We start from the raw sequence: 24578 nt of genomic DNA, 5'->3' as shown, positions 1-24578 counted from the left end.
GTTGGAATACCCTCCAGCGATCTATGCAGGAGCCTTTTTGAAACCGTCTCTAAGGTGGAAAAATCAGGTTGAACGGTGCACGGTCCATGAGGTCAATGTGCCCTACTGTCTGGCCATCAGCCACGATGAAATCAGACTTTCAGGAGGCGGCTTCATTACGCTCGCGCGCGAGCTGGTTTGCGTTGACGAGGGCGTACCAGTGCTGATTTATGCTTGCGCGGTGGAGACGCAGTCAGGTTATGTCCTCAACTCTTTCGACATCGATCGTCTCGATGGGGAGCCTCTTGTGGCTTATCCCGACCCAGGCGATGGCCTCATGATCATGGAAGCCGGTAAACGCATGGGTTGGGCAGATTTGCGACATGTGTACAAGGAGTCGGATCTGCCACCGCGCTTTAAGCTTCCCTGAGATCGCAGGGAATATTGATGCGACGAACTCTTAAACCTCAAGAACGCCAACTGCTTGAGTTTCTTATATCCGTCAATGCGCCGCTCTACAGGACCGACGTAGCTCGCTGGATGGAGCAGATTCGAACCTGTACGGTTCGCGAAGTCAACGTTCAGTATTGCCTGTCGATCAGTCACGACGAGAAAAGCTATGGGGGTTGGGAAAACTCCAAGACGCTGGCACATGAATTGATAGCCGTCGACGAGGGAGTGCCGGTGCTTATTTACGCAATCGTCCATAACACCCAGGCAGGTTTCGTTTTGCACTCATTCAACATTGATCGCCTCGATGGAGAACCGATTGTTAACTATCCTGAGGCAGGCGACGGGTTAATGATTGTCGAGCGAAACAAGAGGGTCGGTGGGCAGATTTGTGCCATCTATATGGCGGATCGGGTTCGTAACTTGCCCCGTCATGTGACCAGTCAGCGTAACACCTGACTGTCGCAGCACAATTCACTTTAAATCGCTGGGCAGCACCAACAGCCTGTTGATTTAGGTTCACGCAATACCCGTATGCGCGGTGCATCGTGGCGCCGCGCATGCCAGCAAGTCCTCCAGACAAACCCTGATTGCTGCGTTCAATCCGCCACTGCTATCGTTCGCTGGTCTTTGTGGAAGCGCTTCCACTTTAGCTGCCAGGCAGCATTCACATCGAGTTTTGCCGTACCCGGTTCAATGACCTCAGCGCAGGAGAGAATCCGTGGCAAACGACGCATCCGTTGTATCCGACACCCTATCCCCAGCAGTTTCCAAGGGCTCGCTCGCCGATCTCTTCACCCCACCGGCGGACTCTACGCTGTGGCGCAAGAACTTCCTGCTTGGCGCCGCCACCGCTTCGTATCAGATCGAAGGCGCGGTGAATGAAGGCGGCCGCCTGCCGTCGATCTGGGACACCTTCTCGGCGACGCCCGGCAAGGTGCTGGCCGGCGACAACGGCGCCGTCGCCTGCGATCACTATCATCGCTGGGAAGCGGACGTCGAGATGTTGGTCTCGCTCGGTCTCGAAGGCTATCGGCTCTCGATTGCGTGGCCACGCGTGATGGACGCGGCAGGCGTGCCCAATCGCAAAGGGCTCGACTTCTACAAGCGCCTCCTGAACCGTCTGAAAGAGAAGGGCATCACAACTTTCGCGACGCTCTATCACTGGGACCTTCCGCAGCATCTGGAAGATCGCGGCGGCTGGCTCAATCGCGAAACCGCTTACCGTTTCGCTGACTACGCCGACCTGATGAGCCGCGAACTGGCCGGCACGGTCGACGCATGGGCGACGCTCAACGAGCCGTGGTGCTCGGCGTATCTCGGCTACGGCAACGGCCACCACGCGCCGGGCCTCGCCGACCACCGCTTCGCGACGCAGGCGATGCATCACCTATTGCTCGCACACGGCCTCGCGGTGCCGGTATTGCGCGCCAACGATCCGGCTTCGCAGAAAGGTATCGTCGCCAACATCGGCCGCGGCACGCCCAATAGCGACAGCGCGGCGGATCAGCGCGCGGCGCATCTGTTCGAAGTCCAGCACAATGCGTGGATTCTCGATCCGTTGCTCAAGGGTTCGTATCCGCAAGACCTGTTCGAACTGTGGCCGGGCACCGAGCCGCTGGTGCTCGACGGCGACATGCAGACCATTTCCGCGCCGCTCGATTTCCTCGGCATCAACTATTACTTCCGCACCAACGTCGCGAGCGACGGTGCGCATGGATTCCGGGACGTGCCGCTCGAAGGCGTCGAGCGCACGCAGATGGGCTGGGAGGTGTATCCCGATGGCTTGCGCGATCTGCTGACCGGTTTCAAGAAGACTTATCACAACCTGCCGCCGATCTACATCACCGAAAACGGCATGGCCTCGGATGATCAAGTGACCGACGGTCATGTGGAGGATACGCAGCGCATCTCGTTCCTCAAGCGCCATCTCGCAGCGGTCGATCAGGCGATCAAGGCCGGTGTGGATATTCGCGGTTATTTTCTGTGGTCGCTGATGGATAACTTCGAGTGGGCGTTTGGGTATGAGCGTCGCTTTGGTGTCGTACATGTCGACTACAGTACGCAGAAGCGCACGATCAAACGCAGCGCGGAGCTAGTGGCGAAATTCCTGAAGGAGCGTAAAGCAAGGGCTTAACGGCAGGTGAAGCTGGTTGGTATGTCGACTTGGAGCACGGGCGCAAAGCCCGGGGGAGACGGAATGCACAGCAGAAAAATGGTCTTGCGAGGCGTGGTTGCGGCACTGGTGTTATACGGCGTCGTCGCGCATGCGGCTGAACCGCTGAAAGCCAACGTGATCCACTGGTGGACCTCGGGCGGCGAATCCGCCGCGATCCGCCAGTTCGCCGATGCGTACAACAAGGCCGGTGGCCAGTGGGTCGACAACGCGGTGGCCGGCGCCGATCAGGCGCGCTCCACCGCGATCAACCGGATCGTCGGCGGCGATCCACCCACCGCCGCACAGTTCAATACCTCCAAGCAGTTTCACGACCTGATCGACCAGGGCCTGCTGAACAATGTCGATGACGTCGCCGCGAAAGAAAACTGGAACGGCGTGTTCCCGCAATCGATCATCGACAGCATCCGGGTGAAGGGTCACTACTACGCCGCGCCAGTCGATATTCACATGCCGGCCTGGTTCTTCTACTCGAAGCCGGTGTTCCAGAAGGCCGGCATTGCCGCCGAGCCGAAGAGCTATGACGAATTCCTCGCCGATCTCGGCAAGCTGAAAGCGGCAGGCGTGATTCCGCTCGCGCTCGGTGGTCAGCCGTGGCAGGAAAAGATCACGTTCGACGCGGTATTCGCCGACGTCGGCGGTCCCGATCTTTATCTGAAGGTGTACCGCGATCGCGACATGAACGCGGTCAAGTCGGATGCGTTCAAGAAAGTGCTCGCATCGTTCAAGCGCCTGCATGATTTCGTCGATGCGGGCTCGCCTGGGCGCAACTGGAACGATGCCACCGCGCTGGTGATTTCCGGCAAGGCGGGTGTGCAGATCATGGGCGACTGGGCCAAGGGTGAATTCTCGGCGGCCAACCAGACGGCCGGCAAGGACTTCGGCTGCTTCCCGGGTTTCGGTCCGCATTCGCCGTATCTGGTCGCGGGCGACGTGTTCGTATTCCCGAAAACCGACAACGCCAACGCAATCAAGGCGCAGAATCTGCTTGCCACGGTGATGACCTCGCCGGCCGCACAAGTCGCATTCAGCGCGAAGAAAGGCTCGATTCCGATTCGCCCCGATGTGGACGCGAGCAGTCTCGACATCTGCGCGAAGGAGGGCATGGCGATCATGAAGGACAAGTCGCGTCAGTTGCCGAATCCGGAGATGCTGCTCTCGCCTGACACGCAGGGCGCGTTGATCGACGTCATCACGAACTTCTGGAACAAGAATCAGTCGGTCGACGACGCGCAGAAGGCGTTTGCCAGTGCATTGAAGAGCTAGGCGCTCGCCATGCACGCGCCCAAGCTGCCAGCCGCCGGCTCCAAGCCTCGCAAAGGGCCGCTGAAAAAGCCGCTAAAAAAGCGCTTGCCGATAGCGGCATGGCTAGCCTTGTTGCCGATGGTTCTGACCGTCGTGTTCGCGTATCTCGGCACGATGGTCTGGACCGCGCGCGTGTCCCTCAGCAACTCGCGTACGTTTCCTTCCGGCGACTTCGCGGGCCTCACGCAGTACACGCGGCTCTTCAATAACGACCGTTGGTTGCTGTCGCTGCAAAACATCGTGATCTACGGTGCGTGCTTTATTGTTGCGTGCATGGTGATCGGCTTGCTGCTGGCGATCTTCATCGACCAACGCGTCGTGGCCGAAGGCGCGTTGCGCACGGTGTTTCTCTATCCGTATGCGATGTCGTTTGTCGCAACCGGTCTGGTCTGGCAGTGGATTCTGAATCCTGAGTTGGGCGCGCAGGCCGTGTTGCACAAGCTCGGTTTCGCGCACGCGCGCTTCGACTGGATCGTCGATCAGGACTGGGTGATCTACACCATCGTCATCGCGACGGTGTGGCAGGCGTCCGGTCTCGTGATGGCGCTGCTGCTGGCCGGCTTGCGCGGCATCGACGACGAACTGTGGAAAGCCGCGCGTATCGACGGGATTCCACGTTGGCGCGTGTACGCGAGCATCGTCGTGCCGATGCTCGGGCCTTCCCTGTCCACCGCCTTCGTGCTGCTCTTCGTGATGGTCGTGAAGCTTTACGACGCCGTGGTCGCGATGACGCAAGGCGGCCCCGGCACCGCGAGCGAAGTGCCGGCGAAGTTCATCATGGACTACCTGTTCGGTCGGGCCAATATCGGCCTCGCGTCGGCTGCGTCGATCGTGCTGCTGGCCACGGTGCTGGCGATTCTCGCGCCGTTCTTCTATGCCCGCAGCCGCGCTGCGTTGCGCAAGGAGGTGTGATGAACACGCTCAGTCCGCCACTCAAAGGCGGCACGCCGAGCCGCACACGCCGGCGCCGCCGTGCGTTTACTCCCGCACGCCTCGGCGTCTACGCGTTTCTGCTCACAGCGGCGTTGTTCTTCCTGTTGCCGCTGTACGTGATGCTCGTCACATCGGTGAAGCCGATGAGCGAGATTCGCCTCGGCAATCTGCTCGCTTTCCCCGCGCATTTCACGCTCGATGCATGGAGCGCCGCGTGGCAATCCGCCTGTACGGGGCTCGATTGCAACGGCATCCAGGTCGGCTTCTGGAATTCGGTGCGTATCGTCGTGCCCAGCACGGTGTTGTCGATCATGATCGGCGCGGTGAACGGCTATGCGCTGTCGTTCTGGCGGCCGCGCGGGGCAGGGCTGCTGTTCGGCGTGCTGCTGATGGGCGCCTTCATTCCCGTGCAGGTGATGGTCTATCCGCTCGTGCGCGTGCTCGCGAGTGTGCATCTGTTCAGTTCGCTGCCGGGCATTGTGGTGATTCACACCATCTTCGGCATGCCGGTGATGACGCTGCTGTTTCGCAACTATTACGCGTCGATTCCGCAGGAGCTGTTCAAGGCGGCGCGCATCGACGGCGGTGGTTTCTGGCGCATCTTTTTGCAACTGATGCTGCCGATGTCCACGCCGATCATCGTCGTCGCGGTCATCATGCAGGTGACGGGCATCTGGAACGACTTCATTCTCGGCCTCGTGTTCGCCGGCACGAAAAACCTGCCGATGACGGTGCAATTGAACAACATCATCAATACGACGACTGGCGAGCGGCTCTATAACGTCAATATGGCGGCGACCATTCTGACCTCCATGGTGCCGCTTGCGGTCTACTTCATTTCGGGCCGCTGGTTTGTACGCGGCATTGCGTCCGGCGCCGTCAAGGGATAGGGCGATAAAGCATGGCAAACCTGGCGAATGTGGAAAACGCGATGGCAAATGTGGCGGTAGGTGCGGCGGTAAATGCGGCAGACTTGGCTACCCCGGCAGATGCGGCGAATGTCGGCCACGTGGCGGACACCGCGGGTCTGTCGAATCCGGCCAACGTATCGGTGCGCAATCTGAAGATCCGGCTCGGCGCGAATACGGTGATCGAGAATCTCGATCTCGATGTGCGAGCGGGTGAGTTCGTCGTGCTGCTTGGCCCATCGGGCTGCGGCAAATCCACCTTGCTACACAGCGTCGCTGGTCTGATCGACGTGACCGACGGCAGCATCGAAATTGCGGGCGTTGACATGACCTGGGCCGACCCGAAAGATCGCCGTATCGCCTTGGTGTTCCAGTCGTATGCGTTGTATCCGACCATGAGTGTCGAGCGCAATCTGTCGTTTGCGTTACGTATCAACGGCACGCCGAAGGCGGAAATCGAGCGGCGTGTGGCGCGGGCGTCCGACATGCTGCAACTCGGTCCTTTGCTCAAGCGCAAGCCCGCGCAACTCTCCGGCGGGCAGCGGCAGCGGGTGGCGATCGGCCGTGCGATCGTGCGCGAGGCCGATGTGTTCCTGTTCGACGAGCCGCTCTCGAATCTCGACGCCAAATTGCGCACCGAATTGCGTCGCGAACTCAAGCAACTGCACCAGCGTCTGGGCGCGACGATGATCTACGTGACCCATGATCAGGTCGAAGCGATGACGCTTGCCACGCGTATGGCGGTGATGCGCGGCGGCGTGATCCAGCAGTTCGGCACGCCCGCCGAAGTCTATGCGCGGCCGAACAATCTGTTTGTCGCGACGTTTTTGGGCTCGCCCGCAATGAATGTGCTCAAGGGCACACTTGAGCCGCGCGACGGCGCGCTACACTTTTGTACAGCGCATTTGCGGCTCGATGTGTCGCACTATCCTTTCAAGAACCTGCCGACGGATCGTCTGTCTTGCGTACTCGGCGTACGGGCCGAAGACGTGCACGTGGAGGAAGGTTCAAGCGGTTCAAGCGGTTCAAACACAAAAATGAGCGAGCGCGCGAACATTTCACTGGTCGAGCCGATGGGCAACCACCGTGTCATCTGGCTCGACTATCATGGAGTGCAAATCGCGTCGATCGACCAGACGAAGACACCGGTGGCGATAGGGGATGCCGCGGCGTTTTCGTTCGATGGCGCACATATTTCGCTGTTCGAGGAAGAAGGCGGCGCGCGTCTATAGTGACGGGATGCAGCGTCGTTGAATACCACATGCTTGACGGAGAACCGCGTGGCAACACTCAAAGATGTCGCGGCACTGGCCGGCGTCGGCATGTCGACTGCGTCGCGAGCCATTTCCGGTAAGGGACCTATTTCAGCCGATGCCGCCGCGCGTGTGAAGGCCGCCATCGAAGCGCTGAATTTCCGGCCGTCGTCCATCGGCCGGGCGATGGCGACGCAATCGCTCGGCATGATCGGCATTTTCGTGCCGACTTTTTTCGGCTCCTACTACGGCACGATTCTCAAGCAGACCGACACCGAACTGCGCGCGGTGCGCCGCCACGTGGTAGTGGCGACGGGTTGCGGGGAAGTGTCGCCGCGCGAGCAGGCCATCGAGGCGGTGCGTTTTCTGATCGGCCGTGATTGCGATGGCGTGGTGGTGATCAGCCACGATCTGCACGACGAAGATCTGGACATGCTGCATCGGATGCATCCAAAGATGGTGTTTCTGAATCGCGCGTTCGATCAGTTGCCGGAAGCGTCGTTTTGCGCGGATCATCGGCGCGGCGGTGAACTGGCGGCACGCACGCTGCTCGATTATGGGCATCGGCACATTGCGGTGATTTCCGGACCGTTCAGTGCCTCGGACAATCACACCCGGCTCGAAGGCTTCTTTGCCGAATTGTCGCGTGAGGGCATTGCGCGTGAAGACGTCACGCTGATCGAATCGGACTTCTCGCCGGAAGGCGGTTACGTTGCCGCGCAGAAGCTGCTCGATTCGAAGCGGCGCTTCACCGGCCTCTTTTGCGCGAACGACACAATGGCGGTGAGCGCGCTGGCGCGTTTCCACCAGGCGGGCATTGCCGTACCCGACGAAGTCTCGGTGATCGGCTACGACGATGATTATTCGGCCGCGTATGCTGCGCCTGGGCTCACCTCGGTGCATATCCCGACAGCGGAGTTGACGCAGAACGCCGTGCGCTGGCTGGTCAATCAGTGCTACCGGACCTCGTGGGAGATCATCCGTGAGTTTCCGGTGAGCGTGACGATGCGGGAATCGGTGGGGCCGGCACCGGGGGCTTCGTCGACCAGGATCAAGGCGGCCAACTGCCGCATCGCGTCGTAGCCTCTTCGCGAAGCGGCACGCAGGTGCCGCTTATTGGTCGCTTACGTGTTGCGTAGGGGTTGCTTTGGCCCCGCTTACGTCCCGCTGCGCAGCGACTGTTCGTAGCGCAGGCGCGCTTCTTCGTCGAGGCGCGTGTCTTCGAGTTCCTGTAGTACGGCTTCGAGATCGATCGGCGTGGTGTCGAGTTCGACACGGCCGGTCAATTTGGCATCCACGTGCAAGGCGCCTGCTTCGTACAGCGACCAGATTTCCTTGCCGTAGCTCGTATCGAGCAATGCGGGCGCGAACTGGCCAAAATACGTGGCGAGGTTATTCACGTCGCGCTCGAGCATGGCCGGCGCTTCCAGATTGCCGGCGGCATCCACGGCTTGCGGCAGGTCGATGATCACCGGGCCGTCTGCCGCGAGCAGGATGTTGTATTCGGACAGGTCGCCGTGAATCATGCCGGCGCACAGCATGCGCACCACCTGGTTGAGCAGCAGCGCGTGCAGTTCGAACGCGCGTGCTTCGGTCATCTCGACATCGTTCAGACGCGGCGCGACGTTGCCGTCCGCATCGGTCACCAATTCCATCAGCAACACGCCGTCGGTGCAGATAAAGGGCTGCGGCACGCGCACGCCGGCGTTGGCGAGCTGGAACAGCGCATCGACTTCCGCGTTCTGCCACGCCTGTTCCTGCACTTCGCGGCCATAGCGGCTGCCCTTTTCCATGGCGCGCTGCTGGCGGCTGTTCTTGACCTTGCGGCCCTGCTGATAGGACGCGGCCTGGCGGAAACTGCGCTGTTTGGCGTCCTTATAGACCTTCGCGCAGCGCGTGGACTCGCCGCTGCGGACCACGTAGACGGTGGCTTCCTTGCCGCTCATCAACTGCGAGATGACTTCGTCGATCAGGCCCTCTTCGACCAGCGGGAGCAGACGTTTGGGTGTTTTCATGCGGCCACCGGAGCGCGGTGGGGGGCTGATCGGCCATGTGCGGCCGATTGCGAGGGGAGGTGCGGGATTCGGATCATGCCGGATTATAAAGGGTATGGAGACATGTGCCGGAACACGAGCGTCCAGGTGCCGGATGTGACTGGCACGGCTCGAACGTGTGGCCGCTATGCGAAGACATCACGCCTGAAATACAGACTCCATTCGCTGTATTTCGGGCCGGGACAGATTCAGCGCGGTGGCTTCTTCCCGCCATGTATTGACGGTGTCTTGAACTTCCGCAACGATGCGGCGCGCGTCTGCGTCGTCGAGTCGATAAAACTCAGCGGTGTCAAGCGCGGTTTCAAGATCCGGCAGGGCGCTCATGCCGTCCAGCGTGAGCGCGTGTTCCCGCTTGCCCGGGTTTGGATTCATATCGAACGCCGGCGAGAGCCGCCAGCCCGAAGGCTCGCGAATGAAGCCATGATTGCGCAGGTGATCGTCCCGGTTTCCCACGCGCCGATGTCATAACGGTCGTCTTTCGCGGGGAATTTGGCGATCCTGAGATCATTGCCCAGACTGGTGAAGTTGGCTTTCGGGCGAGCGCCGCCGAGCGAGGTGCCAGGGGCGATCAGCATCGCGAGCCACTGCTCGTACTCGGGCAGTTTTTCGATATCTGCCTCTTCAATGCGCAGGCTGATATAGGCCAGGGTCGCGAGGTCGGTGACTGGCGGCGCGGCATTCGCGCTGTTGTCGAGAAAATGTCCGTCCACGTTCTGAAACCGCAGCGCGCCGACTCGTGTCAGATCGTGCACACCCAGCAGGAAATCGATCTCCTGCAAATTACGCATGGGCCGGTCTTCGCGATCTGCCGCCGCGGCCTCGCGGCGCTCCATCAGCACGCGGCCCCAGCGATCCGGCGCCGAGTCCATGAAGACGCCGAATGCGGCGGACTTCGCGGGCGGATATTGCTCGTCGGTCCATAACTCGAGGCGCGGGTCGAGCATGAATGCGTTACGCCCATCTACCCAGCTCTTCGCATAGGCAAAGGATGCCGGCAAGTCAGTGCGTGCAGTCTGGCGATACGAGGTGCCGACCTGCTGCTGGTTGCTCAGTTCGGTTGCGTCGAGGAATACCTTGAACGCATCACGAGGTTTATTGCTGACCATCAGATTTCTTCGGGGGGTTTTTTGCCGGTTGCCCGGTTTTGACAGGAGCGGCACCGGGCGTGTTCGTGCGCGGTTTGCGCTGACCCGGCAACTTGAGATCCTGCAGCTTGCGACCGAGTTCGTCGTCGCGGGCGATGGCGTCCATGTCCTTGTCGAGACCCAACACGCGAAGCGCCCGCATATAGGTGCCGAGCGCAATATTCGGATCGCCTTTCTCCAGGCGGCTCAGCGTGTCGCGCGAAATGCCCAGCCTTTCAGCGAACAGAACGGTCGTGAGTTCACGCCGCAGGCGGGCGAGTTTCAGCCGTTCGCCGAGCGCACGCATCTGCTTCTCGACCGACGGAAAGGGACGTTGAAAGGTACGGGGCATGTCCGATAGATTAGGCAAATATGAAGAGTATGTCAAAAGTATCGGACAAATTTGCTGAATCAGGAGGCTAGGTGTATTGATCTGGTCCAAAATTTCTGAGATTCGTACGATACTTTAGGCAGTTAATGTAATTTAGCCTGAAGTATCGTACAAAATAGGGCGGTCAATGGTCGGTGCAACCGCTCCAAACCCGCTCCCTACGCCACTGGCCTCTTCAACAACGGCTCGATCGCCTGCTCGATGCAGTGGACGAAATATTCCGCCGGCCGCGTCAGTTGGGACTCCTGCGGCGACAGCAGATACAACTGCAACGGCGGCGGCGCGACCGGCAGCGCGAGACGCACGAAGCTCTGCCCGAGCGCGGTTTCTTCGAGCGAATGCGTGGTCCACGCGAAGATTGCGTCGGTGCTGATGGTCAGGCTGTAAAACAGCGCGTACGACGTGCAGCGCGTGATTCGCCGGGGTGGCGTGAGCCCGGCGCATTCGAACATCGCGCGGATAAAGCCCGGGTACTTGTCCGTCACGTCAGTGTGAATCCACTCGGCTTCCTGTACCGCCTCGAGCGACGCCGCGTCCGCATAGGGACTCTGCGCGCGCGTCACGAATACGGTTTCGAACGAGACCATCCGCTTTACGCTGCCCAGATCACTCACCGGTCGCGCGAACGCGGCGAACGCCAGATCCAGCGTGCGATTGCGGAGTTGCTCATGCAACTGGTTGAAACCCAGCTCGCGAAACTCCAGCGTCACCATCGGCCAGCGTTTGCGAAATTCGACGAAGGCCTCGGCAAGTCCCGTGGTGCCGACAATCGGCGTGATGCCGATCACCAGGCTGCCGTCGCGCAGCCCCTTCAGATGCGCCATATCCTCCTCGGCGCGCTCCATCTCGCGCACCACGGTGCGCGCCCGGCTCACCAGCGCCGCGCCTTCGGCCGTGGGCACGACGCCCCACGGGTTGCGCTCCAGCAGCCGCACGCCGAATTCCGTTTCCAGTTCCCGCACCGCCTTCGTGATGGCCGGTTGCGTCACGAACAGCGCTTTGGCCGCGCCGTTGATGCTGCCGGTCGAGGCAATCGCAACCAGTGCTCGCAGATGATGGATTTTCATGATGCGGAATATAGCACTGGCAGTTATGCGCATCAAAATTTGTGCTTATTTGTTTTCGGGCCGGATCTTTACGCTTTGCTTCGACGGTTGCGAAACGACAGCCGGCTTAATCGGAGCACAACGAATGACGCAATCTTTTCCCCAGCTTCTCGCCGAACTGCGCGAGACCGAACACGAATTCATTGCGATTCGCCGCGACATCCATGCGCTTCCTGAACTCGGCTTTGCTGAAACGCGCACCGCCGAACTGGTCGCACGCAAGCTCGCGGAGTGGGGCTATGAAGTGACAACGGGTGTCGGCGGCACGGGCGTGGTCGGCCAACTGCGGCGCGGCACGTCGAGCCGAACGCTCGGACTGCGCGCCGACATGGACGCGCTGCCGATCCAGGAAGCCACCGGCCTGCCGTACGCGAGCACCGTCGCGCAGACCATGCATGCGTGCGGCCACGACGGCCACACCGCGATCCTGCTGGCCGCCGCGCACCGCGTCGCTAGCCGGGGCGAAATCGACGGCACGCTGAACGTGATCTTCCAGCCCGCGGAAGAGGGCCTGGGCGGCGCCTCGAAGATGATCGAGGACGGTCTTTTCGCGCGCTTTCCCTGCGACCAGGTGTTCGCGCTGCACAACGCGCCCGGCCTGCCGGTCGGCCATTTCGCACTGCGCCACGGCTGCATGATGGCGTCGTCCGATTCGGTGACGATCACCGTGACCGGCAAAGGTACGCACGGCGCGATGCCTCAGTTGGGCTGCGATCCGATCGTCGCGGCGGCCAGCATCGTGCTGGCCTTGCAATCGATCGTCGCGCGCAACATCGAGCCGACCCGTGCGGCCGTGGTGACGGTCGGTGCGATCCACGCCGGCAGCGCACCCAACGTGATCCCCGAAACGGCGACGCTGAAACTCTCGGTGCGCGCGCTCGATTCGCAAACGCGCGACCTGGTCGAAGCGCGGATCCGCAGCATCGCGCAGTTACAGGCGCAAACCTACGGCGCCACGGCTGAAGTCGACTACCAGCAGATCTCCCGCCCGCTCGTCAATCATCGCGGCGCGGCCGACCTCGCGATCGAAACCATCGAGGCCCTGGCCGGCCCGGCGGGCTACACGCTCATGCCCGATGCGGTAATGGGCAGCGAAGACTTTTCGTGGATGACCGAAATGGTGCCGGGCTGTTACGTGGTGCTCGGCAACGGCGTCGACTCGAAGGGCGGCTGCGCGGTCCACAACCCGGCATACGACTTCAACGACGCGGCGATCAGTTGGGGGGCCGCTTACTTCGTCGGACTTGCCGAGCGCTGTTTGAGCATGCTCTGAGCGCTGCCTGAGCACGGTCCACTCGCCGGGTTTCGATCCGGCGTCCAGTGCGCTGGAATCTTCAGTTCCGTCTTGCACTTCATTTCTAGACATCATTTGCACGCGAGGAGTAGGGAGACCCATGAAAAAATGCATCGCAATGAGCGCGGCACTGCTGACGCTCGGAACGGGGACAGCGGACGCCGAGCCGTATCAGATGACTTTGCTGAGCGCACTGCCTGAGTTCAACAGCAGCCTGCGCGAAGGCGTGGCGCTGTATGGGTCGGTCGATATGGGCATCAACTATCAGACCGTGGGCGGCAAGTCGCTGGTGCAGACCCAGAGCGGTGGCGAATGGACGTCGAAATTCGGCCTCTTCGGACGGGAAGATCTGGGCGGAGGCCTGCGTGCCGAATTCAATCTGGAAAGCGGCTTTCTCGCCAATAGCGGCGCCATGCAGGACAACACCTCGTTCCTCAATCGCCAGGCATGGGTGGGGCTGAACTCGTCGACTTATGGGCGAGTGCGTTTCGGCAAACAGATCGGCACGGGCTTGCCGCTCTTCGTCGACGTGTTCGGCACGGTGGGCACCAATTCGGCCTACACGTGGCTCGGCACCGCTGTCGTGCAAACGTCGAAGGGTTTCGGTTACAACAGCGACCTCGGCGCCGGCGCGACGCAACTGCCCGCGCGGGTGAATAACGCGATCACGTACCTGTCGCCGAGTTTTGCGGGCTTCAGCACGGAACTGATGTACGCGCCGAGCAATGTGGCCGGGCAGTCGCCGACAGCGGCGGCGCAGGGCGCGCTGCTGCAGTGGTATGACGGCACGACTTACGTGACGGGCACCTACAACCAGGTGTGGGGCGCGACCGGAACAGGCGGCACGAGCACCGTGCGTAACGATCTGTACGGTTTTGGCGTGGTGTATGACACCGGCAAGATCGTGCTGTCCGGCGCGTTCAACCAGTACGCGCCGAAGCTCGCCAACGACGGCATCGCGCGCGTCTATACGCTCGGCACGATCTGGCCGGTCGGGCGCAATGCGTTCCGCGCTTCGGTGGTGTATCGCGATACGTCCGGCGTGCATGACCCGGCAAATAATCCCGCGAAAGATTCGGCATTCGGCGTAATGCTCGGGTACGACTACACCCTTTCCAAACGCACAGGGCTCTACGCGCGCGCCGGCTTCATCCGTAACTACGGTATTTCCACCGTACTGCTGAACAATAATCCGCTGCCGACGCAAACCGGTAGCACCGCACCGGAACTCGGCACGACGCCGGTCACCGTGTCGCTGGGCATGTATCACAACTTCTAGGCGTGAGTCTCCCGATGAATGCAATCCAACACACCGCTAGTGCTGTCGCGACCGAGGCGACCGACGTGAAAGAGCGGCACGCGTCGCGCCGGACTGTCTTCGCCGCGGCGCTCGGCAACGGCCTGGAGTTCTTCGACTTCACGGTCTATAGCTTCTTCGCCGCGCTGATCGGCAAGCTGTTCTTTCCGGCCGGCGGCGAGGTGGACGCGCTGATGATGTCGCTCGCAACCTTCGGCGTCGGCTTCGTCGTGCGGCCGCTCGGCAGCATTGTGATCGGCGCGTATGCCGACCGCGCGGGCCGCAAGCAGGCCCTCGTGCTCACCGTTTCGCTGATGGCGCTCGGCACGGGCATGATCGGCCTTGCGCCGACTTACGCGACGATCGGTCTGGCGGCGCCGGCGATCATCGTGCTGGGCCGTTTGCTGCAAGGCTTTTCGGCGGGCGGAGAAGTGGGCGCGGCGACCACCTTGCTGATGGAGTCGGGCAGCGCGGGGCAGCGAGGTTCGCTGGTGAGCTGGCAGATGGCCTCGCAGGGCGGCGCGGCGCTTGCCGGCGCGCTGGTGGCGGCGACGCTCTCGCGCAGCCTCTCGCACGAGGCATTGCTTGCCTGGGGATGGCGTGTGCCGTTTCTGATCGGGCTTTTGATCGGTCCGGTCGGTTTCTATCTGCGCAAACATCTGGACGAGACCTTGCCTGCCGCGCAATCAGCGAAAACGGCCCGGCCTGACGCGGCCCGGCCGAAGGCTCGCATCGAATGGCGGCAGATCGTGGCAGGTACGATGCTGGTGATCGGCGGCACTTCGTCGATGTACGTGATCGTGTTTTTCCTGCCGTCGTTCCTGACGATGACGACCGGCATGCCGGCCGCTGTTTCGCTACTGGCCGGTTGCACGGCGGGCCTCGTGTTGCTGATCGGCTCGCCGTTCGCCGGCCGTCTCGCCGACCGCATGCCGCGTCGCAAGACTTTGCTGTACGCGGTGTCGGCGGTGTCGCTGATGGTGCTGCTGCCGGCGTTTTACGCGATCAAAACCTGGCCGTCGATCTACACGGTGGTACTGGTCGTGTTCGTGCTGATCGGTTTGATGACGCTTTCGAGTCCAGCGGGTTTCGTGCTGATTCTCGAAGCATTCAAACCGGACGTGCGGGCGACCTCGCTCGGCATCATCTACGCGTTGGGCGTGACGATTTTCGGCGGCTTCGCACAGTTGATCGTCAGCGCGTTGTGGCGCATGTCCGGTAGTTTTTACGCGCCGGCATGGTACGTACTGGCGTGCGGACTGGTGAGTTTCGCCGGCGTGGTGCTGTTCAAGGAAGCGAAATAGGGCTGCACTTTCATGGTGCGGGCGATGTGGCTTGGGCAAGCGGTCCATCTTGGACCTGATGGGCCGCTGCAGGATGCGCAAACCCTGCATCGCCGTAAGTGCGCAGCACCTCGGAGATGATCACCTGATACCCATCGAGCCAGTTCGCCTGCGCCGCTTTCGCTTCCAGATGTGCGGGGTGCTGCATCAACGCCTGCAATGCGTCGAGCGAGGCCCAGTAGTACACGTTCGACGTCAGTCCAGTCGACGCGTTTTCCCACGCCTCTTCGCCGAGATAACCGGGAATGGCCTTGGCGGCGGTGGCAATGGTCTCGTCGAGCCGGTAGAAGCGTTCGTCTAATTGTCTCGTCGCGAAGATGAAAGTTGACGTGTACATGGCGTAATCGGTTTGTAGGTGGGCGAACGTTTGCGCATCATAGCGCACGGTATCAAGCGCGTATTTTTTCACATTATTTGCCGCGTTTTCAGGGGTTTTTTCACGCGCCACCTACCGCCCGGCAGTAACGGTGTTGTAATAGTCCGCAACAGTGTTTTGCGTTTTCCCTCATTCATTTCGCACGGCAATCGCTTAAACTTGGCAGTAACAATTTGTTACGGGGTGCGAGATGTTGGCCGTGTTCATCATCGCCTGTCCGATCTGCATCGCCGCGCTGTTCGGTTTCGCGCGGCACGTGGATCCGCTGACAGGGCAGTTCAGGCGTTAGACCCAAAATGGGGCAGTTTCGGCAGGGGTGTTCAAGGCATTGCTGGTTTTAACCATTCTCTTTCGCCGATCAAAGCCTCAACCCTTGCCTTGGCATGCCGAGTCACGGCACGATGCGCGATAACCTAAGTTTGGGGCACTATCGCGTATGCGAGATTTTCTGACAAACATCACGACGCGCCTTGGCGTTTTGAAGGGCGTGCTTCCTTTGAGCCGTGCCGCGGCGGCGCGCGATGCGCTGGCCGGCGTGCAGCTTGCGTCGATGGATATTCCGCAAGTGCTCGGCTATGCGCGCATTGCCGGCATGCCGGCCGTTACCGGTCTTTACACTGTCTTTCTGCCGCTTATCGCGTTTGCGTTCTTCGGCGCCTCGCGGCACCTCGTCGTGGCAGCCGACTCCGCCACCGCAACCATTTTTGCGAGCCGCCTCTCGACCATGGCGCCGGCGTCGAGCGCGGAATATGCGGCGCTCGCCGGGATGGTCGCCTTGCTCACTGCCGCGCTTCTGCTTATCGCGCGGATCTTCAAGCTCGGTTTTCTCGCTGACTTTCTCTCGCGCACGGTGCTGGTCGGCTTCCTCGCCGGTGTCGGCGTGCAGGTCGGCATCGCCATGCTGGGCGACATGTTCGGCGTCCCCGGACATGCCGCACGCAGCATCGATCAACTCGCGCTCGTGGTGCGCGAGTCGGCGCAGATCAATCTGCCGACGCTCGCTATTTCTGCGCTGGTGGTGATCTCCATTCTGGTTTTCAAGCGTTTTTCGCCACGCCTGCCGGTGCCGTTGATCGCGGTGGTGGCGGGTATTGCCGCAAGCGATATTTACGGTTTCGCTGCCCACGGCATTTCTGTGTTGGGGCCGGTCGCAGGGGGACTGCCGCCGCTCCGTATGCCGTCGGTCACGTGGCAGCAATTACTCGAACTGCTGCCGGTCTCCGCCTCGTGCTTCGTGATGATCGTCGCGCAAAGCGCCGCCGCGAGCCGCGTATTTGCCGAGCGCTATCACGAGACGGTCGATACCAATGCCGACCTGCTGGGTATCGCCGCCGCCAACGCCGCGGCGGCATTTTCCGGCGCCTTCGTGGTGAACGGCAGTCCGACGCAAACCGCCATGGCCGATCGCGCCGGCACACGCAGCCAGTTCGCGCAGGTCGTTTTCGCGGTGGTGGTGGTCGTGGTGCTGCTGTTTTTCAGTGGTTATTTGCAGTACCTGCCGCACTGCATTCTGGCCAGCATTGTGTTTACGATCGCCATCGGCCTGATCAATCTGAAGACGTTGTTTTCGATCCGCCACGAAAGTCCCGGTGAATTCACGCTGGCCGTGTTTACCGCAGCGGCGGTGGTGCTGATCGGTGTCGAGCACGGCATTCTGGTGGCGGTGGCGTTATCGCTGCTGCGGCATGTGCGGCATAGTTACCGGCCGCACACCATGGTCCTCGTGCCCGGCGAAGGCGGCATCTGGGTGCCGGTGCCGGCCGCGCCCGGAATCCAGACCGGGCCGGGACTGATCGTCTATCGCTTCGGCGCCGATCTGTTCTACGCGAACGACCACTTTTTCGTCGACGATGCCCGCAGCCTGATCGATCATGCGCCGAGCGCGGTGCGCTGGTTCGTGATCGATTCCGGCGCGATCACCGACCTCGACTACTCGGCGGCGCGTTCGGTCGGCGAGTTGTGCGAGATGCTCAAGCGTAGCGGCGTCGAAGTGATTTTTGCGCGCGTGAATCAGTATCTGCGCTCGGATATGGACCGGCATGGCATCACGCCGATCGTCGGCGCAAACTGCATTTTCAGCACCTTGCATGACGCGCTGCGCCTGGCAGGCGTGGAGCAGCCCGGTACGCAGGTCAAAGCCGCGTCGTAGTCGTCATTTGGGTCTGTTTGGTCTGTTTGGCCAGACGTGGTGGATTGCTTCAGACCTGCGGCTCTTCATCGGCAAAGAAGTAGCCGATAAAAAAGCACGCGCCCGCGAGCAGGGCGCCGAGTACGGCCACCGTGTAGGCGAGCGCGGTACCGTGCCAAAGACTGTCGAACCACTGATGAAGCTGCGCCATCACCACCGCCGCGTTGCCGCCAATGCGCTGCAATTCGATCTGATAGCGCGGGTCTGCGATGCTGTACATCGAGACGGCGCTGTCTGGCGCTGGCGCCATGGCATAGATGATCGCCGCGGCGATCAAACCGGCGAGCAGCACGACGGCGCCCGCCAGATAAAGCCGTTTTTGCAAGGACGAGCGCTTTGCTGCCGGATTCAGGTCATTGCCACCGCTCATCGTGTTCGTGTGTCCGCTCGTGTCATCAGGGTGACAGTATCGCAGAGCGGGCGCACCCCGAAGGCGCGGCTAGCTTTTCGACGTCAGCAGCTTGATCCCGGCAATGCTGAACATGATCGCGAGCGACCCGTCCAGCCAGCGACGGATCGCGACGTAAATGCGCCGTGCGGACACGGTTGAAAACAGCACCGCGTAGCTGCTGAACACGGATACGCCGATAACCATGCAGCCGAGCACCACCGGCGCGGTGTGCGACGTGCCGCCTGCGGGCGACATAGCCAGCGAAACGATCGAGAGCCACACCAGAATCGCTTTCGGATTGGTGAGATGCAGCAGCAGGCCGCGCAGATAGAGCCGTTTGAGCGGTTCGCCTTCGCGTGCGGTATTCGTCGGCAGCTCTTCCGCGCTGAATGCCGAGCGCGCGGATTTGAAGCCGAGCCACAGCAGATAGAGTCCGCCGGCAATCTTGATCGCCACCAGACATTCGGAGTAAGTGGCGAGTACCGCCGACAAACCCAGCGACGCCAGCAACGCCCAGAAGAACGAACCGGACACCACGCCGAGCGCGAAGGTGAGCGCGGATTTTCTGCCGGCGCTCATCGCCAGCGACATGATCGCGAGATTGCTCGGCCCCGGACTCGCCGTGCCGACGAAGTAGGCGCTGTAAGCGATCAGGACATCGGCGGTGAGGAAGGAACTGGCGGTCATGGGCGTGTGAACCTCGGCGGCGGGCAAACTGCGCCGCTCGTTGCGGCACGGGGGAATCGCATGGATCGATGCGCGAACAACGATTCTGCTCGCCCGCGCGCGAATCTCACAGATACAGTTGATGGCCTGTGCGGCGGCACAATCGGGTGTTTGTGGGGCAACTCCGGCGGGCAGTGAGCCGCCGCAGCCAACTCAGCCAGCTCACGACTCCGCCGCCGTTTCGATGCAATCCGCCAGAGCCCCCGCCACCGCCTGCCGGCTATGCCGTGGACGCTGCACGAGCCCGATTTCACGGTGAAACGTCGCGTCGCCGAGTTCGAGCGCGGTGACATTGGCGGGCCACTTGCCCAATCCCGCCGTATTCGGAATCAGTGCCACGCCGATGCCGCGCGCGACGAGTTGCGCGATACCCTGCAACTCGTCGAGCTCAATCACGTCGTGCACGTTCAGCCGCGCGCGCCGCAGAAAGCGGTCCACCAGCCTGCCGCCGAACGATCCGCGGTCGTAGCGGATGAACGGTTCGCTCCTGAGCAGCTCGCGCCAGGACGGCGTGCCACGCGCGAGCGCCTTGGGCACCAGGAGCACGAACGGTTCGGTGACGAGCGTGCGCCATTCGAGTTCGGACGGCAGCGCGAACGGCGGTTTGATGATAACGGCGAGATCGAGCTCACCCGAGTCCACCTGCCCGAGCAGTCCCAGCGACACGCCGGGCACCACGCGAATCCGCCAGCCGGGACGGTCGTCGCGAAAGCGGGCCAGCGCGTCGGCGAGAAACGACACCTGCGCGGACGCGATCGCGCCGACCCGCAGCATCCCGCTTTCGGCGGCACCCGCGCCGCGTTCCGAGAGCCGTGCATAGAGCGTCATCATTTCTTCGGCGAGCGCGAGCGTTTCGCGGCCGGCGTCGTTGAGCGTGGCGGAGCGGCCCGTGCGGTCGAACAGCGCGAAACCGAGTTCCTGTTCGAGCCGCTGCATTTGCGCGCTCACGGCGGATTGCGTCAGGCCGATGCGCGCGCCGGCAGCGGAAAACGTGCCGTATTGGCTGACGGCTATAAATGTTCTGAGTTCGCTGAGCATCGTTGATTGATCGATTTTGGTGTTGGTCAGATCAAATATATATCGTTTTTAACCATTTTTAGTCATGGTTAAAATTTGCCTCACGCGTGCGCCTTTTCGGGCCGCTTCATTGACCGACACACGAGCCCCCTTTACTTTCTGCGAGTTTTCCAACCATGAGCGTTGCCGACACCGTTTTGCCGCCGTTCCATCTGGCGTTTCCCGTGCATAGCCTCGCCGCGGCCCGCGAGTTCTATGGCGAGCTGCTCGGCTGTCCGGAAGGGCGTAGCTCTCCGGATTGGGTCGACTTCAACTTCTATGGCCATCAGATCGTCGCGCACCTCGCACCCGAGGAAATCGGCCACCGTCAGACCAGCAAGGTCGACGGCGACGCGGTGCCGGTGCGCCACTTTGGCGCGGTGCTCTCGATGGCGCAATGGCAGGCCGCCGCGGACAAGCTGCAAAAGGCCGGCATCGACTTCATCATCGAGCCGCATGTGCGCTTCAAGGGCGAGGTCGGCGAACAGGCGACGATGTTCTTCCTCGATCCGTCGGGCAACGCGTTGGAGTTCAAGGCGTTTGCCGATATGTCGTCGTTGTTTGCGAAGTGAAGTGATGTAGGTGTGAGGGCGCCGGCGGCACACGCCGGCGCTTCGAAACGAAAAGGCCGGTCAACAATCGTGTTGACCGGCCTTTTTTTGCCTGGCGCCAAAGCTCGGCAATTCACCCGCCGCGCCGGAATGAACCCCAGAATCGCCGCCTGAGCGTAGCGTATTTGCTTTGCGCAATTTATTCTGAAGGCATGTCTCACGGCAGTTCGGCGAGACATGCATTTAGCAATACCCTTAAAAGAGCTTATCTACCGCTCATCAAACGTTTGCGCATCATGATGTTGCGGGCGTTTGAAGCGCTACCTATCCTTACATTAGCCTTCCTGACAATTTAGCCATTTTGGCGCCATGCAGGCGTTGGTGCTATCGATCTAGCATAGGTACGGATTCACCCATCCCTTACCTGCATTCTCTCGGGCGCGTTTCATGTGGATCGTCAACGTTGCGCTTAAGCGGCCATACACGTTCATCGTGATGGCCATTCTGATCTTGCTGGCGACGCCATTCGTGCTGTTGACCACGCCGGTCGACGTGCTGCCGGAAATCAACATTCCGGTGGTCAGTATCATCTGGAATTACACGGGCTTGTCGGCCGAAGACATGGCCAACCGCATCACGTCCGTCAACGAGCGCAGTCTGACCACCACGGTCAACGACATCGAGCACATTGAATCGCAGTCGCTCGCGGGCATCACGATTCTCAAGGTGTTCCTGCAGCCGAACGCAAACATCCAGACCGCGATCGCGCAAACCGTAGCCGTTGAACAGGCGCAGCTCAAGCAGATGCCGCCAGGCGCGACGCCGCCTCTGGTGATCAGCTACTCGGCCTCCAGCATTCCGGTGATCCAGCTCGGCTTGTCGAGCCCGAAGCTCTCCGAGCAGGCACTCAACGATACGGCACTGAACTTCCTGCGCCCGCAACTGGTGACGATTCCCGGCGCGGCCGTACCGTACCCGTACGGCGGCAAATCGCGGTTGATCTCGGTCGACCTCGACACGCGCGCATTGCTCGCAAAGGGCCTGACGCCTTCGGATGTGGTCAGCGCGTTCAACGCGCAAAACCTGATTCTGCCGACCGGGACGGCCAAGATCGGGCCGAAGGAATACACGATCAATATGAACGGCTCGCCCGCCACGGTGGAAGGGCTCAACGACATTCCGGTGCGCACGCTCAACGGCGCGACGACGTACCTGCGTGAAGTCGCTCACGTGCGCGACGGCTTCTCGCCGCAGACCAATATGGTGCGGCAGGACGGACACCGCGGCGTGCTGATGTCGGTGCTGAAGAACGGCAGCGCGTCGACGCTTTCGATCGTCAATACACTGCAAGGCATTCTGCCGGCCGCGCGCGCCGCGTTGCCGCCGGACCTGAGCATCACGGCCTTGTTCGATCAGTCCGTGTTTGTGAAGGCTGCGGTGCAGGGCGTGGTGCGTGAAGCGCTGGTCGCCGCGGCATTGACCGCCGCGATGATCCTGCTGTTCCTCGGCAATTGGCGCAGCACCTGCATCATCGCGATCTCGATTCCGCTATCGATTCTGTCCTCGCTGATCGCCCTGCACGCGCTCGGGCAAACCATCAACATCATGACGCTGGGTGGCCTTGCACTCGCGGTCGGGATTCTGGTCGACGATGCGACGGTGACGATCGAGAACATCGAACGGCACCTGCATATGGGCACGAATCTGCACGACGCGATTCTCGACGGCGCCGGCGAAATCGCGATCCCGGCGCTCGTCTCGACGCTGTGTATCTGTATCGTGTTCGTGCCGATGTTCTTCCTGACCGGCGTCGCGCGTTATCTGTTCGTGCCGCTTGCCGAAGCGGTGGTGTTCGCGATGCTCGCCTCGTACGTCCTGTCGCGTACGCTGGTGCCGACGCTGGCCATGCTGCTGATGGGCCATGCGCACAAGCCCAAGGCCGATGCCGGGCCGAGTCTGTTCCGGCGCATCTACCTGCGTTTCGATCACGGCTTCGAGCGCATGCGGTCCACCTACATCGTGATACTCAGCAGTGTGCTGGTGCGGCGCGGCATGTTCGGCAGCCTGTTCCTCGGTTTCTGCGTGGTGTCGATGGGTCTGGTTTTCGTGCTCGGTGAAGACTTCTTTCCGAGCGTCGACGCCGGCGACATTCGTCTCCACATGCGTGCGCCGACCGGTACGCGCATCGAGGAAACCGCGCGTCTCGCGGACGAGGTCGAGAAGGTGATCCGTGAGGTCGTGCCGGCCGACGAACTCGGCACGATCCTCGACAACCTCGGTTTGCCGTATAGCGGTATCAATCTTTCGTATAGCAACGCGGGCACGATCGGCACGCTCGACGGCGAAATTCAGGTGGCCCTGAATCAAGACCACCACCCGACGCAAATCTACATGGACAAACTGCGCGCGATCCTGCCGCAGCGTTTTCCGGGCGTCGAGTTCTTCTTTCAGCCGGCCGACATCGTTACGCAGATTCTCAACTTCGGCTTGCCCGCCGCTGTGGACGTGCAGATTTCCGGCACGGATCAGCAGGGCAACTTCGACGTTGCGCGCAAGCTGCTGAAACAGGTGCGGATGATTCCCGGCACCGTCGACACCCACATTCAGCAGAAACTGGACGAGCCGGCGATCAATCTTCAGATGGATCGCACGCGCCTGCAACAACTCAATCTGAGCGCGAGCAATGTGGCGCAAAATGTACTGATTTCCTTGTCGGGCAGTTCGCAGACTTCGCCGGGTTTCTGGTTCAACAACAAGAACGGTGTCGAATACAGCGTCGCGGTGCAAACGCCGCAGTATCAGATCTCGTCGATCGATGAGTTGTTGCGCACGCCCGTCTCGGGTTCGGCCAACGGTCCGACGCAACTGCTCGGCAACCTCGTGCGGGTCTCGCCGCAGAATCAGTTCGCGGAAGTCACGCACTACAACATCAGGCCGGTGATCGACCTGTACGTGAGCGTCGAAAAGCGCGATCTGGGCAGCGTGGCCACTCAGGTCGACAAGCTGGTGAACAACGTGCGGGCCTCGTTGCCACGCGGTAGCCAGATCACCTTGCGCGGGCAGGTGCAGACCATGCGCAGTTCCTTCTTCGGTCTCGGGATCGGCGTGGCGATGGCCATCATGCTGGTGTACCTGCTGATCGTGGTGAATTTCCAGTCGTGGGTCGATCCGCTGATCATTATCAGCGCGTTGCCCGCGGCACTGGCGGGCATCGTATGGATGCTGTTCCTGACCGGCACACATTTGAGCGTGCCCGCCTTGACGGGCGCGATCATGACGATGGGCGTCGCTACCGCCAACAGTATTTTGATGGTGTCGTTTGCACGCCAGCGGCTCTCCTCCGGTGCGCCGCCGCTCACCGCCGCGCTCGAAGCGGGCGCAAGCCGGATCCGGCCGGTGCTGATGACGGCGTTCGCGATGATCATCGGCATGATTCCGATGGCGCTGGGGCTCGGCGAGGGCGCCGAGCAGAACGCGCCGCTGGGCCGCGCGGTGATCGGTGGTTTGCTGTTCGCCACCGTGTCCACGCTGTTTTTCGTGCCACTGGTGTTCGCAGGCATTCATACCCGCCTCGCGCGGCACCATCGCGACGATGACGACACGGATACCACGGGCGGCCACGGCAACGACGGCCCCGAGCCGGACCACGGCGGCGCAGGCAAGCACGCGTAACGTTC

23 protein-coding genes are annotated in these 24578 nt (G+C 61.5%); 14 read left to right on the top strand and 9 right to left on the bottom strand.

Going from position 1 to position 24578, the window contains the following annotated elements:
• From M0D67_RS35510 to M0D67_RS35475, 8 genes are all read left to right on the top strand, one after another.
• On the top strand, nucleotides 1-409 hold a 409-nt coding region (locus M0D67_RS35510), incomplete at its 5' end, for a hypothetical protein (protein ID WP_266241707.1).
• A 17-nt stretch (nucleotides 410-426) separates the two neighbouring features.
• Nucleotides 427-888 (top strand): hypothetical protein, encoded by a 462-nt coding sequence (locus tag M0D67_RS35505; RefSeq protein WP_266241705.1) that lies wholly within the window; start codon nucleotides 427-429, stop codon nucleotides 886-888.
• A 358-nt stretch (nucleotides 889-1246) separates the two neighbouring features.
• Nucleotides 1247-2566 carry a GH1 family beta-glucosidase gene (locus M0D67_RS35500; protein ID WP_266241712.1) on the top strand — a complete coding sequence of 440 codons (1320 nt, stop codon included), beginning with the start codon at nucleotides 1247-1249 and terminating at the stop codon, nucleotides 2564-2566.
• Nucleotides 2567-2629: 63 nt separating this feature from the next.
• Nucleotides 2630-3871 (top strand): ABC transporter substrate-binding protein, encoded by a 1242-nt coding sequence (locus M0D67_RS35495; RefSeq protein WP_266241704.1) that lies wholly within the window; start codon nucleotides 2630-2632, stop codon nucleotides 3869-3871.
• Between the two features lie 9 nt (nucleotides 3872-3880).
• Nucleotides 3881-4822 carry a carbohydrate ABC transporter permease gene (locus M0D67_RS35490; RefSeq protein ID WP_171927533.1) on the top strand — a complete coding sequence of 314 codons (942 nt, stop codon included), beginning with the start codon at nucleotides 3881-3883 and terminating at the stop codon, nucleotides 4820-4822.
• The gene (locus M0D67_RS35485) at nucleotides 4822-5733 is read left to right on the top strand and encodes a carbohydrate ABC transporter permease (protein ID WP_097393851.1); all 912 of its coding nucleotides are present in this window, start codon (nucleotides 4822-4824) and stop codon (nucleotides 5731-5733) included. Before M0D67_RS35490 ends, M0D67_RS35485 begins: the two co-directional genes overlap by 1 nt.
• Nucleotides 5734-5744: 11 nt before the next feature.
• A complete protein-coding gene (locus M0D67_RS35480) occupies nucleotides 5745-6983 on the top strand; it encodes an ABC transporter ATP-binding protein (RefSeq protein ID WP_266241701.1) in 1239 nt (412 codons plus the stop codon).
• A gap of 48 nt (nucleotides 6984-7031) precedes the next feature.
• The gene (locus M0D67_RS35475; protein ID WP_266241699.1) at nucleotides 7032-8087 is read left to right on the top strand and encodes a substrate-binding domain-containing protein; all 1056 of its coding nucleotides are present in this window, start codon (nucleotides 7032-7034) and stop codon (nucleotides 8085-8087) included.
• 74 nt (nucleotides 8088-8161) lie between these two features.
• Here the strand turns inward: M0D67_RS35475 and M0D67_RS35470 are convergent, their stop codons facing one another.
• The 5 genes from M0D67_RS35470 to M0D67_RS35450 form a co-directional block, all read right to left on the bottom strand.
• Nucleotides 8162-9019, bottom strand: coding sequence for a PA4780 family RIO1-like protein kinase (locus M0D67_RS35470; RefSeq protein ID WP_154560032.1), 858 nt, complete (start codon nucleotides 9017-9019; stop codon nucleotides 8162-8164).
• A gap of 177 nt (nucleotides 9020-9196) precedes the next feature.
• A complete protein-coding gene (locus M0D67_RS35465; RefSeq protein WP_266241696.1) occupies nucleotides 9197-9511 on the bottom strand; it encodes a HipA domain-containing protein in 315 nt (104 codons plus the stop codon).
• Complete coding sequence (locus M0D67_RS35460; RefSeq protein WP_266241694.1) at nucleotides 9427-10164, bottom strand: hypothetical protein; 738 nt, start codon at nucleotides 10162-10164, stop codon at nucleotides 9427-9429. Before M0D67_RS35460 ends, M0D67_RS35465 begins: the two co-directional genes overlap by 85 nt.
• Complete coding sequence (locus tag M0D67_RS35455) at nucleotides 10151-10624, bottom strand: helix-turn-helix transcriptional regulator (protein ID WP_266241692.1); 474 nt, start codon at nucleotides 10622-10624, stop codon at nucleotides 10151-10153. Before M0D67_RS35455 ends, M0D67_RS35460 begins: the two co-directional genes overlap by 14 nt.
• Nucleotides 10625-10731: 107 nt before the next feature.
• Nucleotides 10732-11640: a LysR family transcriptional regulator gene (locus tag M0D67_RS35450; protein ID WP_171927530.1), complete on the bottom strand. Its 909-nt coding sequence runs from the start codon at nucleotides 11638-11640 to the stop codon at nucleotides 10732-10734.
• 124 nt (nucleotides 11641-11764) lie between these two features.
• On the opposite strand from M0D67_RS35450, the gene M0D67_RS35445 reads away from it, so the two are divergent.
• The 3 genes from M0D67_RS35445 (at nucleotide 11765) to M0D67_RS35435 (ending at nucleotide 15574) form a co-directional block, all read left to right on the top strand.
• Nucleotides 11765-12952, top strand: coding sequence for a M20 aminoacylase family protein (locus tag M0D67_RS35445; protein ID WP_266241691.1), 1188 nt, complete (start codon nucleotides 11765-11767; stop codon nucleotides 12950-12952).
• 121 nt (nucleotides 12953-13073) lie between these two features.
• Complete coding sequence (locus tag M0D67_RS35440) at nucleotides 13074-14252, top strand: porin (RefSeq protein WP_266241689.1); 1179 nt, start codon at nucleotides 13074-13076, stop codon at nucleotides 14250-14252.
• A gap of 14 nt (nucleotides 14253-14266) precedes the next feature.
• Entirely contained in the window at nucleotides 14267-15574 is a 1308-nt protein-coding gene (locus tag M0D67_RS35435) for an MFS transporter (protein WP_266241687.1), read from the top strand.
• 10 nt (nucleotides 15575-15584) lie between these two features.
• Here M0D67_RS35435 and M0D67_RS35430 read toward each other — a convergent pair whose 3' ends face one another.
• A complete protein-coding gene (locus M0D67_RS35430) occupies nucleotides 15585-15950 on the bottom strand; it encodes an antibiotic biosynthesis monooxygenase (RefSeq protein WP_154560066.1) in 366 nt (121 codons plus the stop codon).
• Nucleotides 15951-16425: 475 nt separating this feature from the next.
• Between M0D67_RS35430 and M0D67_RS35425 the strand changes: the two genes are divergently transcribed.
• Nucleotides 16426-18138, top strand: coding sequence for a SulP family inorganic anion transporter (locus tag M0D67_RS35425; protein WP_266241685.1), 1713 nt, complete (start codon nucleotides 16426-16428; stop codon nucleotides 18136-18138).
• A gap of 49 nt (nucleotides 18139-18187) precedes the next feature.
• On the opposite strand, the gene M0D67_RS35420 is transcribed toward M0D67_RS35425, so the two are convergent.
• The 3 genes from M0D67_RS35420 to M0D67_RS35410 form a co-directional block, all read right to left on the bottom strand.
• Nucleotides 18188-18547 carry a hypothetical protein gene (locus M0D67_RS35420; RefSeq protein WP_154560023.1) on the bottom strand — a complete coding sequence of 120 codons (360 nt, stop codon included), beginning with the start codon at nucleotides 18545-18547 and terminating at the stop codon, nucleotides 18188-18190.
• A gap of 69 nt (nucleotides 18548-18616) precedes the next feature.
• The gene (locus M0D67_RS35415) at nucleotides 18617-19255 is read right to left on the bottom strand and encodes a LysE family translocator (protein WP_266241684.1); all 639 of its coding nucleotides are present in this window, start codon (nucleotides 19253-19255) and stop codon (nucleotides 18617-18619) included.
• Nucleotides 19256-19456: 201 nt separating this feature from the next.
• Nucleotides 19457-20332, bottom strand: a complete 876-nt coding sequence (locus tag M0D67_RS35410) for a LysR family transcriptional regulator (RefSeq protein ID WP_266241682.1) — start codon at nucleotides 20330-20332, stop codon at nucleotides 19457-19459.
• 155 nt (nucleotides 20333-20487) lie between these two features.
• On the opposite strand from M0D67_RS35410, the gene M0D67_RS35405 reads away from it, so the two are divergent.
• The gene (locus M0D67_RS35405; RefSeq protein ID WP_054038807.1) at nucleotides 20488-20922 is read left to right on the top strand and encodes a VOC family protein; all 435 of its coding nucleotides are present in this window, start codon (nucleotides 20488-20490) and stop codon (nucleotides 20920-20922) included.
• A 426-nt stretch (nucleotides 20923-21348) separates the two neighbouring features.
• Nucleotides 21349-24573, top strand: coding sequence for an efflux RND transporter permease subunit (locus tag M0D67_RS35400; RefSeq protein ID WP_266241679.1), 3225 nt, complete (start codon nucleotides 21349-21351; stop codon nucleotides 24571-24573).
• Nucleotides 24574-24578 lie beyond the last annotated feature (5 nt).

The sequence above is a fragment of the Paraburkholderia sp. SECH4 genome (assembly GCF_030511745.1).
Taxonomy (GTDB): Bacteria; Pseudomonadota; Gammaproteobacteria; order Burkholderiales; family Burkholderiaceae; genus Paraburkholderia; species Paraburkholderia madseniana.
Note: the sequence above shows the minus strand (reverse complement) of the source record. Positions and strands in the feature narration are given on the sequence as shown.